The organism is uncultured Rikenella sp. (assembly GCF_947628055.1).
Lineage (GTDB): Bacteria > Bacteroidota > Bacteroidia > Bacteroidales > Rikenellaceae > Rikenella.
In genome coordinates this window covers 1-14,889 of record NZ_CANQYJ010000005.1, presented here as the reverse complement: position 1 = coordinate 14,889, position 14,889 = coordinate 1, and the positions used below count along the sequence as shown (strand labels likewise).

The window sequence follows — 14,889 nt, the reverse complement described above, 5'->3', positions numbered from 1 at the left end:
ATGGAGTCTGCTCCCCGCCTCCGCCATAGGTTTTGCTTTCGATGAAAGAGATTACAGCGCTGCTTTCGGCTGGGTAAACCGCAGGCCTGCGTTGTCGTGATAGTTGGCGAATTCCCATACGATAGCCCCTTCCGGCCCGGCCATCATGAAGTGCCAGCTTTCCGGCGCTTTGATGGTGAGCACTTCGCCGAGGTTCTGTTTCACATAATTCTTCGACAGGGTGGTAGCCAGCTGCGATGCCGGAATCAAGGCGTCCGCCCCTTCGGTCGGTTCGCCGATTTCGGAGAAGTTGTAGACCCATCCCTTGTCGACTAACCACGATTCCTTCTTGGCCGGGAAAGTGGTCTTGACGTGTTTGTGTTCCGGGATCATCTGGCCCGGCAGCAGGTAGATGCTGTGTGCGAAGTACCCTTCGGTCGAGTCGTTGATCCAGAAGATTCCGCCCATCCCTGCGTTTTCAAAATCGCCGAGGCCGAAGTCGGTGAACCAAATGTCTTTTTCCATCAACGGGGTGAACGGAACGTCGTAATAGGCGAACATGTCGAGGAATGCTTCCTTGGCGACGTCCTGTTTGAAGTTTCCTTGTGCGTCGTAGAAGTCGGCGTTGGTGTACTTTTTCTGGTACGGTGCTTTTTTCATTTCTGTGGTTTTTACTGCGGTGGAATCACCTTTCTGTGCATCTGCGGGACAAGAGCCGCCGCACGAGGTCATGGCGAAAGTCACGACCGCTGCGGATGCGGCCAGAAGCGATGTTTTGAACATGTTTGTTTTTTTCATGGTGTCAGTTTTTTATATTTTTCAGTTTGTTTTTCCATTCAATTTCAGGCTGCGGGCCGCCAAGTTTTGGCAGCGAAAGGCTCTTGCAGAAGGCACCGCCTATCCGCAATCTTCCGCAACCGCCACGCCTTCGATCTCGATCAGCAGTTCGTCGCGACACACATCTGTCAGCACATACAAAGCCTCTACATGCGGATATTTCTCGCAGATGATTTTCCGCGCCGGCTCGAGCAGGTTTTCACTTTTCAAATATACGCGAAAAATTTGTATTTCCGGTGTCTTTTCTGCTTTGATCCCATGTTTGCGCAGATTCCGGCGCGAGATGAGGTATTCGATATTCTCCAAGGTCGTCAAGGTCTGCCGTTCGATTCCCACGTCCGCCAGGGACGTTTCCCCGCGGATGGCTGCGGTGCCGGATATGTAGACTTGCAATCCCGAAGCAGGGGTGATCACGGCTTTGGCCCGTTCAAACTTGGGTGTGGTCTTGTGCCGGAATATCTTGTCGGCTACGCCTATCAGCACGTTCTGCGAATAGTCATGAGCGGCCACTTGCAAGGCATTATCCAATGCCACTGCCGCACATTTGCGACATTTGAGAACCGCTGCATCCACCTCGACCATTATCCCTCCGTGCGAGGTTCCGATCCCGGTAGCGGCCGGATAGCCTTTTTCCCAACGCGTCTTAGCGTAAAAATGGGACCGGGCGTCGTTGAAGTCCTGGTAATGCTGATTCGCCCCTTCGTATTCCGGCACATGGGTGATGCGTTCGATGTAATTCCACTGCCGCACAATCGTGTTGATGTCCATCTGTTCGGCGTCGAGCACGGTTCCTAACTTGCCCAGCACTTCGGTCGACTGTTCCAGGATCGGTGCATCGATCGACGATGGCAGGATTCCTTCCGTAAACAGCCGTTTCCCTTCTTCGGTTTCGACGGTAAAATAACGCACGCGGCCTGCAGCCGTAACAATTGCTTTATCCTGCACGAGCGGCGATTTTTCTTGCGGGATGCACTGCGATTCCATCACCAAGCCCGAATCCAGGGATTTCTGGGCCACGTAACTCACCAGCGGCATCCGCCAGCCGAACCGTTCGCACCGCTCCCGGATCAGGCCGAGCAGCCATTCCCGATGTGCCGTGTATTGTCTGTTGTCGTCCGGATTGCCGAAAAACACCAGCCGCAGCGGCACAATATGCCCCCGCTCGCAGGTCACGGTCAGTTTGTCGAGCATCTCGCCGACCATCTCGCCGAAGTCCCGGAACCAGACTTTGTCGATATGATAAACTACGTTGAATCCCATAACCCTACAGCGAATTGACGTACTCGACCAATGCGTCGATATCCTTGGCGCTCACTTTCTTGCCTTCGATGCCATGTCTGTGGACTTCAAACACTTCTTTCATGGTAGCCGCGCGTCCGTCGAACAGATACGGCGCGGTGCGCCACACTTCCCGCAAGGCCGGCGTGTCCCAGCCTTTTTCAAATTCGATGTCTTCCCCGATCCGGTGCATCTGCAGGTCGGTGTAGTATTCGCCGTTGTGGCATTCTCCGCATTTGAGTTTCTCGAATATCCGCCGCCCTTCTTTGGCTTTTTCCGACAGTTGTCCGTCGACCAGATACGGACTGGGCACGGCTTTCAGCCCTTTGAGGTAGGTGTCCACTTTTTCGGCCATCTCTTCCGGGATGTCGTGGAATTGGATATGGGTAAAGCCTTTGCGCACCGCGGTCTCTGCATCGGCGCGTATCCCCGAGATCATGCTCGGGGCGGTCACATGCGAGTACAGCAGGCTTTTGCAGTTCTTGGAATTGCCGATCCCATCGTTCATCAGGTCCCAGTTCATGCCGTCGCTCCGCGCTTCGCCCGGATGGCAGCCGTTGCAGGACTGCCAGTTCTGGAAACAGTATGCAGCGTCGTTGAATATCCGTTCTCCTGCCTGTGCGTCGCTCTCCCTGCGATTTTCGACCATAGCCGCGATTCCGCCCGTCTTACCGGCTGCCGCGTCGAAGATGTTCAGGGTATCCGAAAAATAGGTCGGAATATAAATACGGCTGCCGTCCTGCGACACGGCCATCTTCCGAGGCCCGTTACCTGCCAGTTTAATCCGCTCGCGAATCCCGTACAGGAACCGCAGGTCATACGAGAGCTGCTCTTTTGTCCCGGTGTAGGCGGTGAGTTTGGCTTTCATGGCCGGATAGTCGATCACGCTGAGGTCGTGGGTTCCCGAATGGGTCACGTAGATTTTGTCCCCGACGCTCTTGATGTCCCATATGCCTGCCGCCCCGCGTTCCGGTTCGTCTAACACGATCCCTCCCTCGAAGGTGAGTTTCCCGGCGTCGACCACGCTCAGCGCGCTGGTGTTCATCCACCCTTGCTGCAGCTGCGAGGTGGGCACGGTGAACCGCCCCATATTGTGCGAAACGAGCACGTATTTCCCGTCCGGACTGAGTGCAATCCCCCGCAGGGCATTGCTTCCGTTGGCCAGCTGAATGTCTTTTATCTTTTTGAAGGTCCCCAGGTCGATCACCGAGACATCGGCGGCCACATAGTCCAGGTCGGCCCGCTGCTGCGGCAGAAAGTTGGCGACGAAGAGGTATTTCCCGTCTTTCGACACTACGGCGCCTTTCGGTTCGCGCAGCACTTGCGCGGTGCGGAGCACGACGCCGCCGGCCGGATCGACTTCGGCGACGGTATTGGCGAACTGGTTCATCACATAGACTTTCGTCCCGTCCGGCGAAACCACCGGGGATGTCGCTCCCGATCCCACCGGAATGGAGCGCTCGACACGGCCCGAGGCCAGGTCGATCACTTCCAGTGTCCCCCGTTTTTCAAATGTGGTCGCATAAATCTTGACCGTGCCGTTCGCCGTCCCGACCGCCACGCCTGTCGGTATTTGTTCAAAGACCCATTCCTTGACCGGAACGGTAAAGTCGGCGGGCGCATAGATCCGCACGGATTTGTTCCCTTTATTGGAGGTCACGACGCGGCCGTCGGAAAGCACGGCGATGTCGGTGACGAACAGCGGAGCATTCGCCGCAGCCTCGGCCGGCGCTCCTTGGGCCGAACCCGGCTGTGCAGCCGAAACGGCCGGAAAGTGATTCCCTGCGCCCGAGATGCAGCATAAGATCATCCCGCCCGCCAGGCAGGTGCGAAATAGTGAACGTTTCATATCGATGTTAGCAGTTTAGGCAGTGGTGTGTTTGGGTGTTTCTTACGGATAGTGCGTCGCCTGATCCGTAATGAAACCTACAATATTACGGATTTTCCCTTTTTTATGCAAACGTTTGCCTGCTTATTTTAGGTATGGCGGCGACAGCAAAAGGCCGGTGCGGAACCGAAGTTCCGCACCGGCCTTGCATTTGACGCCCTCTATCGGTTTTTTCGCCTTATGATCGCCGTTTTCGGGAAAGGTCAATCGTAGTCGAAACCCAGTGAGAATTGATCGACATAGAGCACGCTGCCCGGCCCGCCGCAGAAGTCCTCGCCGTATCGGCTCGATGACGCAACGATCACGATATGGGTCGGCTTGGCTTCCATATCGTCGTATTCCAATTTCAGGTCGAATTGCTTGTATTCCGACACGACCTGGTTGTCTTCCAGCCCCGCACGGGCGATCACTGTCGGATTGGCCGGCCGTTCGGTCGCGCCGCCCCAGTCCTCTAACCGGATATAGATCGTGCAGTAATCCAATTTTCCCACCGCATCGGGATGCTTCGCCGGACTGTATTTATTCCCTTCGGTGGTCACTTCGGCCGGCGTGTATTTGTACCACCCCCGAAGATGGGTCGGCCGGCTGGTATAAGGCCGTCCCATGGTCGCGCTGGTGGACGGATTGCCGAGATTGGTCTTGTAGATCCCCGTAAAGAGGTTTCCGGCTGCGATCGTCACCAAGGGCACTTTGCCGATTGTCTCGAGCCGCGCGGCCTTACCTTCCACGGCATTCCCCGCGCCTTCCACCGGGACGCTGTTGGCTGCCGTGTAAATGGTCACGCCTTCGTTCCCTGTCGCCCAATAGGAGTTGGCAGCGTCCGCATTGGGGAACCAGTTCTTGCCTTTCTGTGTCCAGGTGTCGAAATTGAGGTTGGCCACCTCTGCCGCCGCTTCGGTGGTAAAAGCGGTCGCGTCGCCGTAATTTTCGCCGATCACGCCCCGCACTTCATAATTTTTCCCCGGCTCGAGCCCTTTGGCTACCGCCGTAAAGGTCACGCCGTCGACCGTCACATCCGGCACATCCGTCCAGGCATCGTCCCCGGCTCCGGCTTTGCGCAGCTGGAATTTGCAGTCGCCGGCCGAGGTCAGGCCCTGCGCTTTCAGATATGCGAATTTCGCCCACGGATTGACCGACATCTCGGTAATGTACTGTGCCGACTGTTCGACCGACACGGTCCATTCCTGGGTTATATCGAGAAATTTGACGATAAAATGCTGCGGCAGGGTGAAGTCATGAACCGTCTTCGGATCCACATTCTCGACCACGGTTCCGTCCGCCTGCACCCAGTCCATCGTGGCATTGGAAGGCCCTAATTTCAGTTCCTGGATGTCGATGCCGGTGAGGGGCACGCTCTCGGGCACGTAAGCGACCACGCTGTATCCCGTGGCGCTGAATTTGGCTTCGCCGATCTGCTGGCTGCCGGCCAGTGTGAATACGCGCTCGATATTCTGGCTTGCCTTGAGTGTCCAGACGTAGTCCTGGTAGGTAATGACGGTAAAGGTATAAGGTTTGTCCTCCGGTATCGCATATACAGAGCTGCCTTGTGTCAGGTCGAGGTAATAGGAGTCGAGGGTGTCCAGCTCCTGTCCGGTCACGTTGTTGATGATCCGGGAGTCCGGGGTTATCCGGAAGTCGTTCAGAAACACCTGTCTCAGATCCACCGTGTCGGCCAGCACGACGTCGATCGTCCGGTCGGAGTTGCTCAACTCGACGGATTCCGCTCCGCGGATGTCCATCTCGGTTATATTCCCCGGAACGATCTCGAAGGGGATGTCGTTCTTTATACACCCCGTCGCCAGCATGGCCAACATCCCTGCCGCCCCTGCAACAACCTTTCGGTATCTGTTTTCCATATCCTGTTTCGGCTTCATCCTTTATAAATAGAAAGTCATCCCCAAGGCGATGGAGAAGATGTCGATCTTGAAATTGGCGCCGCTGGTCTGCCGCGATGCGTGATGTATCTGGTCGGTGGTCTGTTCGGTGCGTTTGTATTGAAATCCGAGTACGCCGATGGTCGCTTCCACGGCTGCAAAATCGTTGACGAATACGGCTACTCCCGGCGAGCAGACCAAACCGAGTTTATAGATTTTGGTATAGGTTCCGCTCATATCGTCTCCGGCGCCGTCGATCATCTTGCCCTGGCCGCCGCCGAGCTGCAGCTTGAGGTCGTTGATCAGGGCGAAACGCCGGCTGTTCCCAAGGTTGATATAATTCCGCAGAAAAATGGTGCCGGTATAGACGTGTTCGATGTTGTAATAGTCGGAGACGTCGAAGCTCAGGTCGCCTAATGCCAGACTGACGTTGTCGATCTGGAGCATGCTCCGTTCGTAGGTAAATGCGACGCCTGCGGCCAGGTTATTGGCAAAGGAATAGCCTGCCATCGGCCGCACGGCGAATGTATATCCTCGGCTGGAAAAGTCTTTGAGCAGCCCGAACATCTGGAAATCGTCGTTGTTGTGCTGGGTGTAGGATATATTTCCGCCGAAGAACCACATGCCTTTGGGCATGAATGTCTGCACGGTGATCCCCCGGTCGAATTTCTCGCGGGCGGATGCTTCGTTCGCTGTCGAGGAGGCCGCGAAGACGGCCAGAACGATCGCATATAGGGTTTTTCTCATCAGGTTCGTATGCTCGTTGAATAAGTTTCGTCGGGTGTTTACACAAAATGGGGAGCCGGTTTTTGCGCAAAAAGTTTCTTTCCGCGGTCGTTGTCGACCGGAAAGCCTTGTTTTTTTCTTGTTCTCGCATGTGCCGATCAGTTGCCGGACAGCTTATCCGGTTCCCAGATCAGTTCAAAATCGTCGATATAAAGCGCACTCCCCTCTCCCCCGCAAAAATCGTCGCTCAAGTAGCTGCACGTGGCGCACATGACGATATGGTCGGGCCGAACGAGATTGCCGGCGTCGTATTGGATCCGGAATTCAAACGGTACATAGCCGTTGTTATCCGCAACTGTCTGCGTGGCTCCCGACAACAACTCTCCGTACCCCACCACGATCGGTTTTTCCGGCCGCGAAGTAACGCTGCTCCCCCAAACTTCCAAACTGATGTAGATTTTACACTTGTCCTCCTGTCCCTGCAACTCGGGGAATTTATTGTCTATGTCCCGATTGATCAGTTGCGGAATGTATTTGTACCACCCTTTCAACCCCAGAGGCCGCGCAGTATAAGGCTGCCCATAGTGCACCAATGCCCGTTGTTGTGTAGTGTTGGTCGGCGCCGACTTGATCGGCCCGAACGTTCCGCTATACACCGATCCCGTAGCCAGACTGGTTATGCCCAATATACTGACATAATACGATTTCATCCACAAAGCCGTCCCCGTATGCGCCTCGGAACCTGTCACCGGCAAAGTCACATTTTGGCCCAAACCCATACCCGCCATCTTGAATTTTCCTCCCGGATTCCCCGTCGCCCAGAACCGTTCCTGTCCCGGAATATTCGGATCGTACACATCATTTGCCCCGTCGAACGATCCGGTAGAGCCGTATTCAAAACCGAGATTGGGCACTTCCGTCAGCACATCGGTCGTAAACTTCGCACTCACTCCCGGCATCAAGCCGTCGCCCACCGGACGGAATTCATACGTCGTCTCCGGCTGCAATCCCGTAAGCAATCCCCGGAAACTCTTCTGCGCTTCGTCTATATCCGCACTCGCCGCGGGCACCTTCACCCATGCGTCGTCTCCGCTGCCTGCCGCCCGATACTCGAATCCTAATCCCGCCGGCGTGCTGCTCCCTAACCACTGTGCTGTCACATAGGCATACTTCGCCCCTACCCCCGGCACCCCGTTCACCAAAGCGGCCTCCAATGCCGTCCCCGCCGCAAAGTCGCGCGCCACAGACATCGTCACCCGCTGCGTCACCAACTGATTGTCGAAATCGTATATCTCGACATCCACCGTATAAATTCCCTCCGGCAACAACGCTCCCCCCACCTGCGCCGTATTCATCAGTCCCGAGAAATCGAGCCATGTATCGGTCTGGCCCACCACCGAGCCGTCGCTCCAGGCCAGAATCCCCGCCAGCGCCGCCCGCTGCGCCTCGTCTGCCGCCGCATCGTTGTCTCCGCCCAGTTCGACCAGCCCCGGCAAACCGTACTCCCGCAGCACTTTCGTATCTTCGTGGCGAATCCGCAGCCGCCGTATGCCTGCCGCGGCATGCACATCCAGCCGCATCACCCCGTCCCGCGTGTCCACATTGGTCACCAACGGTTCGCGGATATTCCCGCCGTCTGTCCTGCCCACGGTCGGAACCGGCTGCGTATGCTCTTTCACTCCGAACGGGAACTCGTACTCTTGCGTATCGGTCTGCACGGACAATCGGAACATCGTCCCTCCGTCCGACTGATTGCCGACGGGATTCATTTTCACTGTGAATCGATAAAAATCGGCCGGCTCGGCATCGGTGATCGTCCGAATGTAGGTCTGCCGTTTCGCCGTGCTCTGCTTATTGACGGCCCGGAAAATCAACACGAACCGCCCATTCTCCGTCCGGTCGATCCACCCGATCTGCCCGGCGTCCGCATCGGCCTGCGTGAAGGTCAGCGTATCGCTCCCCGTATAATCTTCGGTCGGCTTGATCACGAGGCTGTATTCCGGAAAGTTGTCCTTGATGTCCTGCTCGAAATCCACGACGGTCACTTTCACGTTCGCCAAGGTACAGACCATCGCCACGGAGGTGTTTTCGCCCGCCCTGACGGTCACCGTCTCCGCCCCGCCGTACCGCGGCGCGCCGAACGCCGAGTTTTCCGCAGACGGTTCTCCGCTTGCGGCCGCATAAACCGTATAGACGCCCTCTTTCAGCCGGATCGTCTGCACGGTGTGGTAATCGTCGTAATGCGCTACCGTGTCGCCCTGCCGATCGACGATGTCGACCGTGTAGTGCAGGTTCGCAAGTCCCGCATTGCCGCTTTTCACCCGCACGGCGTCGTCTTCCGTGAAGGAGAACGAAACCGCCCCCTCGCCTACGTCCAACCCGCTGCGCGAACACCCGCACAGCAGTACGAAGCACGCAAGCCAAACGATCGGTATGTTACTGTATACAAAGCGCTTCATGACAACTCTTTTCCTTTGATATTTTCCCGCTCTCTCCGGCACGCAAGCCCGACAGGCGGCATATTCCCCCGCGTGAATTATTCCGTCAGGTAGATCGACAAGGTCGCTTCTTTCACCGCACCCGCCGCATCGACCATCTTCAGACCGAACTTATGCACTGCAGGTCCGTTCCCCGCCGGATCGGCTACGCCCCCCAGCAATTCCATCAGCCCGCCCACGGAGAATGTATGAGTGGTTTTCCCTTTGATCGGCACGGCCGGGTCGAGGATGCCGATTTGCGGATTCGCGAACATATTCACCCACCACATCTCCTCGCTCACGTCTTCCGGCTTTTCGGATGCTGCCGGCGGATTGGCGATGTCGAATGCCACCCCGTTGGCCAGCCCCAACCCCGGCAGCAAAGCCGCCAATGCGTCCGATTCAATCGTCACATAGAGCTGGTCGATCCCTTTCGCGGCGTCGAAGCGCACGTCGATCCGGTTCTGATCGGCTACGGATACGGTCAATTGTTGAGTAATATCGAAAGCCTCGCCGTTGAAGTTCGCTCCGACGATGTCCAAAGCGTCCTGACCGTCGCCCCCCGGTTCGCCTCCAGGCTCGTTCCCGGGTTCGCTGTCCCAGTTTTCGTTGTTCGGGCCGCCGTCGATCACTCCTTCGCCGTCCGGTATTTCGACCGTATGCTCCGAGTCGATCGTGGTGGCGTCCACTTTGACCGATGCCGACAGCGAACCGGCCTGCTGGTACCCGATCCTGACCTTATGCCACTGCATGGCGGCTACGTCCGAAATGATCTCGGTCTGTCCCGCTCCTTCGCCGAGCGCGGCGCCATCTTCTTTCCGGATACCGGTCACTTTGATGTAGAGTTTCGCGTCGTCCGGCACTTTGAAATACCCGGCGCGGGTCTCGGTCGCCGACCAGATCAGGTTCCGGCGCTTGTACTGAAGCGTCGCGGGATCGGTGTCGTCGAAATAGACTTCCGCCTGCGGTTGATCCACTTTGTCAAGGAATTCCTGATCCCATTCGACGGTCACTTTGACGTTGGCCAATTTGCAGACCAAATCGACTTTCGTGAGTTCGGAAATGCGTACGGTAAAGTCCTTTACGCCATAGTAATAGGGCGTGTCCCACCCTGCGAGCGGTTCTTCGGGCAAGCTGGCGGCTTCGAGTTTGTATTTTCCCGAAGGGATCGTCACCGTTTCTCCCTCGACCTCGGCATAGGTGTCCCACTTATAGTCTGTGCCCGTGAGGTTGTTGTGCACGACGTTCTCTCCCTTGCTGTCCAGCACGGCAACGCGGAATGTCGCCACGTCGGGCACCGCGGCGCCGTCGGCTTTGGTGTCGGCGCCTTTTTCCACCACGATGAAATCGCCTTCGCGCCCCAGCGAGCCGATACTCAGGGTTCCCATGCGTCCTTCGTTTTTCGTGCCCGGATTGTAAGGGTCTTCGGCATCGACGCAGGAGGTCAAAACCGCGGCTATGATCCCTACGCCCGAAAGGGCTGCCAGCAGGCTGCTGTGGAAGTTATATCTTTTCATTATCTGCGTTGCTTTAACGTTCGTAATTCAGTTTGAGATTCTTGATTTTCAGGATATTCCCGACGTATGTCGTCCCGTTGCACTTCGGTTCGTCGTCTTTTCCGTAATTTTCGCTGGAGCTGAAGAAAACGTCGATTTTGGTCGCTTTCAGTTCCGTATTCGTATATGTGATCGGTATCGTCAGTGGCGTCGAAGACAATTTCGGATCATGAGGATCGAGATATTCCTCTTTTTTTGCGATTTCGACTTCCGCACCATTCGCATCCGTCCCGTACAACACCACACAGATATATCCCTGATCCCGATTGCCGTCATCGTCTTTGGGCTGGAAGATATAGTCGAGGCTCAACGCCGTCGGCCGCGATGCGAATGCCACCCCCCGGTCGAGCGTTTCGGAAGTCAATTCTTCATATTTATGCACCTGTATACCCGGAGATTTATTCGATTCTTTGGACGATAACTCATAATTATAAGCCCCCAAATAGAGAATTCCAGCCGTGATATTCTGTTTTGAAGGGTCGTGTTGCCAAGCGTTCCATGCGTATGCTCGATATTCCGCCCTCCCCCAGTAAGCGGTTTTCATCGCAACCCACGATTCCCCGTTAATTTGTTCGAGGTAAGTGGTATTGAGACAGGTCAACTCGTTGGCCCCCAAATTTCCTGACTGTATCTGTCCCGCCGAAGCCGGATTTCGCGTCTGCCACGAATTGAAGATGAGTTTCTTTCCATACAATACCGATTCTTCTGTATACTCGAACCCCGGCAGCTGCGTATCCGCTTCCATCGTCACCGCCTGTTCGCCGCTGTAGCGTCCGCTGGTCTCCGTGCGGAAAACGTAGTCCGTCCCCGGCTGCAAACCCGTCATCTTATACCGCAAGACATACATCCCGTTGTCGTTCGGCTGCGCCGTCACCGTCACGTTGTCCCCCTCCGTCGTGTTGTTCCACTCGGTCGCCGTCTTTCGACGATACTGGAGCTTCGGCTTCACCCCGCTCATCGCGTCGTAATCAGTCTTAACCGTAAATTCGGTCTGCGCCGTCCACACATCTCCCGGCTGCGGCGCTTCAAAAAGCACCGTCGGAATCTTGATCTCCGCCTTCACCACGCACGGGCAAACTCCCGTCCCCCCATCATCCGGGGTCTGGCCGTAATTGTCCGTCAGCTCAATATTGAAATCGTACTGCGCCGCACTCCCGTCCGCCTGCGCCACCATCGCATCCGTGAAGTCGAGCCACACGTTCGTCGCAATCGCGGCATCTTCCGGCGAGTTCAGCCCCTCGCACCACACAAACCCTGCCTCTTTCAAAAGCCCCCGCAGCGGATCGTCGGCCGCCAGCCCTGCCAAATCGACAGCATCCACCCCGCCCAACTTCTGCCCCAACACGCCGCTCGCCCCGTCATTCATCCGAATGACGAACGACGAAATCCCCCCCGGTACGGTCGCCGCCATGCTCCACTGCGACACCTCGCCCTCGAACACACTCTGCGAAGCCCCGCTGACAAACCCCTTCATCGACGTAATCTCCGGCTTGTCTTTCGGCAGAAAATACTGCGGCACTTCGATCATCACCTCTTTCTCCGGATTCGTACCGTCGGAACCGACCACGATCACCTGTGCATCGCCTTGTGTCGAAGTGACTTTCAACTTGAGCTTATAATAGTCCGCCGCCTTCGCCTTGGCCAGCGGCGCCGGCGAGAATACCAGCTCCTTCCCCTCCTGGGTCACGAGGTTGAACCGCATCCGCACGCTCCCCGGCATAAAAAAACCGCAGCGGGATTCGCCTTTCTTAAAACGCAGCGAATCCACACCTACGGTACGGATGTCCACAGAATAACTCCGGTAGTAATGATCGAAACTCGGATCGAATTCGACCGAAATCTTAGAGGCAGCCAGTTTCGCCACGAGATCGAGTTGCAGCCGGTCGCCCGACCGGACGACGAATTTTTCTTCAGCCCGGTAAAGATAGGCTTCAAAAGCCGGCAGATCGAACCCCGCCGGCCTGTATTCCGCCACCACTTTGTAAGCCCCCGGCGTGAATCTCAAAGTCGCCGGCACGGCGTCGAACGATGCCCACCGGGCCAACGTATCTTCATGGGTGTTAATCACATAGACCGCCAAGTCCTTGTACGGATCGAGCGTCGGCTGTCCCGCCTTCGTGGAGATCGCCTGTTCATTCTCAGTCGCATCCACGCCCACCGACAAACACACTTCCGCGTCGCCTGTCGTCCCGAACGGCGCCTCGCCGCGCTCAGTGCAAGATACCGCCGCCGCGGCAGCAACCCCAACCGCCAACAAGGCATTCCGAAATCTGAGTCTCTGTTTGCTCATTTATAGAGTTTTGATGAAACAAAACCTGTCTTTTCTGACAAATACTCACGAGGCAAAGGTACACGATTTTTCTTAACCACCAATACCTCCCATCGAAATTAATGAGCAAATAACCCGTTTATTTTCAATAAATTAACAAAAGACCAACTTATCCGAAAATCTGACCACGAGTGTCCTCTTTATCAGCATCACTGACATTCTCCCTGCTTTCCGCAACTGCCGCACGTGCCGTCGCAGCCGGCCGGCAAATAGGATTTATTGCCCAGCCTCTCGGCTTCTTCGCGGCGTATCTGGGCCGAAGCGCATTCGATGCCGCGCTTCTTCATTTCGCGGTTGCTCCCCACGTCGCTCTCTATATTATGCCCTTTCCGAATCAGGGTGATGGACAGCCCGAGCACGAACAGGGCTACCGCGGCAATGGCTATCAACAGGGTTATCAGTGCGGTCGACATATCTAAGTGTTAAAAGACTGCTTGTCGAAAACAAAAATAGTGCAATTTTTCCCTAAATTTGTAAATTGTTACCTGAACGAACATGAAGATTCTCATAGCCGGAGCCGGCGAGGTGGGCGGACACCTGGTCAAGATGCTCAGCAACGAATACCATGACATCACGATCATCGATGATGACGAAAAACGGCTCGACGAGCTGGCGGCGGTCTCCGATGTGCTGACTATCGAGGGCGATGTCACTTCGTTCGATGCGCTGACCCAGGGCGAGGTCCAGCACTGCGACCTTTTCATGGCGGTGGGGCCGGAGGAGAATACCAATATCCTCTCGGCGACGCTGGCCAAACAACTGGGGGCCAAAAAGGCGATCGCGCGCATCGATAATGATGAGTACCTGAAGCCGAATAACAAGGAGGTCTTCATCAATATGGGGATCGATTACCTGTTCTATCCGGAGAAGGTGGCGGCTCAGGAGGTCATCACGCTGCTGGGACATTCGTCTACGTCGGAATATGTCGATTTTTCGGGGGGCAAGTTGTCTCTGGTGGTGTTCCGCCTCGATGCTTCGTCGCCGCTGGTCGGGCATACTCTGATCGAGATCACGCGCGACAGGGAAAATCTGGAGTACCGCACGGTGGCCATATCTCGCGGCGGAAGTACGATCATCCCGCGCGGGGAGGATCTGTTCGAGGAGGGGGACACGGTGTATGTCATCTCGGGCCGCGGCTCGGTGGGAAAGGTCATGGAGTTCTCGGGACGGCCGAATATCGAGGTGAAGAACCTGATGATCCTCGGCGGTTCGCGGATCGGGCGGCGCATCGCCAAAGAGCTCCAGAACGAGATCAATATCAAGTTGGTGGACTATAATCCGGAAAAGGCGTACAAGCTGGCGGAGATGCTGGACAATACGCTGGTCATCGCTGAGGATGGCCGAAAAAGCGAGGTGATGATCGAGGAGGGGCTGGACAAGATGGATGCTTTCGTGGCGCTGACGGGAAGGGCGGAAACCAATATCCTGGCGGCGATGCTGGCCAAACGGATGGGGGTCAAAAAGGTGATCGCGGAGGTCGAAAACATGAACTATATCTCGCTGGCGGAGAGTATCGGCATCGATACGATCATCAATAAGAAGTTGATCACGGCGAGCTCGATTTTCCGTTTTACGATGAACACGGATGTGCAGGCGCTCAAATGTCTGAACGGGTGTGAGGCGGAGGTGCTGGAGTTCATTGTCAAGCCGGGTAGTCCGGTTACGAGGGGGAAGATCAAACATATCAATTTCCCGCGCGAGGCGATCGTGGGGGGGATTGTGCGGGGCGATAAGGCGATGATTGCGACGGGAAATGTGGAGATCAAGGCGTACGACCGGGTGGTGGTGTTCGCTCTGCCGAGCGCGATCGGAAAAGTCGGGGCGTTCTTCGGTTGATTAAGTACGTTAGTTTTATTGTACGCGTTTGGGAGGGAACTGTTCTCTTTGTGAACAAAGAGAACCAGAAAAACTTTTTGAGATGCTTGCGCATCTCTTGAGCCTGCCG

Annotated in this window: 10 protein-coding genes; 1 reads left to right on the top strand and 9 read right to left on the bottom strand. The window is 56.1% G+C overall.

The window, feature by feature from the left end; genetic code table 11:
- Window positions 1-51: 51 nt before the first annotated feature.
- From Q0Z93_RS00890 to Q0Z93_RS00850, 9 genes are all read right to left on the bottom strand, one after another.
- Window positions 52-777, bottom strand: a complete 726-nt coding sequence (locus tag Q0Z93_RS00890) for a hypothetical protein (RefSeq protein WP_298061637.1) — start codon at window positions 775-777, stop codon at window positions 52-54.
- 99 nt (window positions 778-876) lie between these two features.
- A complete protein-coding gene (locus Q0Z93_RS00885) occupies window positions 877-2,076 on the bottom strand; it encodes a hypothetical protein (protein WP_298061636.1) in 1,200 nt (399 codons plus the stop codon).
- 4 nt (window positions 2,077-2,080) lie between these two features.
- A complete protein-coding gene (locus Q0Z93_RS00880; RefSeq protein ID WP_298061634.1) occupies window positions 2,081-3,943 on the bottom strand; it encodes a YVTN family beta-propeller repeat-containing protein in 1,863 nt (620 codons plus the stop codon).
- A gap of 242 nt (window positions 3,944-4,185) precedes the next feature.
- Window positions 4,186-5,838: a PCMD domain-containing protein gene (locus Q0Z93_RS00875; RefSeq protein ID WP_298061632.1), complete on the bottom strand. Its 1,653-nt coding sequence runs from the start codon at window positions 5,836-5,838 to the stop codon at window positions 4,186-4,188.
- Between the two features lie 21 nt (window positions 5,839-5,859).
- Window positions 5,860-6,603: a hypothetical protein gene (locus Q0Z93_RS00870; RefSeq protein WP_298061630.1), complete on the bottom strand. Its 744-nt coding sequence runs from the start codon at window positions 6,601-6,603 to the stop codon at window positions 5,860-5,862.
- 137 nt (window positions 6,604-6,740) lie between these two features.
- Window positions 6,741-9,041: a DUF4493 domain-containing protein gene (locus Q0Z93_RS00865; RefSeq protein ID WP_298061628.1), complete on the bottom strand. Its 2,301-nt coding sequence runs from the start codon at window positions 9,039-9,041 to the stop codon at window positions 6,741-6,743.
- Window positions 9,042-9,118: 77 nt separating this feature from the next.
- Window positions 9,119-10,576 carry a DUF4493 domain-containing protein gene (locus Q0Z93_RS00860; RefSeq protein ID WP_298061626.1) on the bottom strand — a complete coding sequence of 486 codons (1,458 nt, stop codon included), beginning with the start codon at window positions 10,574-10,576 and terminating at the stop codon, window positions 9,119-9,121.
- A 13-nt stretch (window positions 10,577-10,589) separates the two neighbouring features.
- Window positions 10,590-12,905, bottom strand: a complete 2,316-nt coding sequence (locus Q0Z93_RS00855) for a DUF4493 domain-containing protein (RefSeq protein ID WP_298061623.1) — start codon at window positions 12,903-12,905, stop codon at window positions 10,590-10,592.
- A 188-nt stretch (window positions 12,906-13,093) separates the two neighbouring features.
- Window positions 13,094-13,357 carry a hypothetical protein gene (locus tag Q0Z93_RS00850; protein WP_298061620.1) on the bottom strand — a complete coding sequence of 88 codons (264 nt, stop codon included), beginning with the start codon at window positions 13,355-13,357 and terminating at the stop codon, window positions 13,094-13,096.
- A gap of 82 nt (window positions 13,358-13,439) precedes the next feature.
- Here Q0Z93_RS00850 and trkA point away from each other — a divergent pair, with 82 nt between their 5' ends.
- On the top strand, window positions 13,440-14,780 hold the full coding sequence (gene trkA / locus Q0Z93_RS00845) for a Trk system potassium transporter TrkA (protein WP_298061618.1): 1,341 nt from the start codon (window positions 13,440-13,442) through the stop codon (window positions 14,778-14,780).
- Window positions 14,781-14,889: the final 109 nt, after the last annotated feature.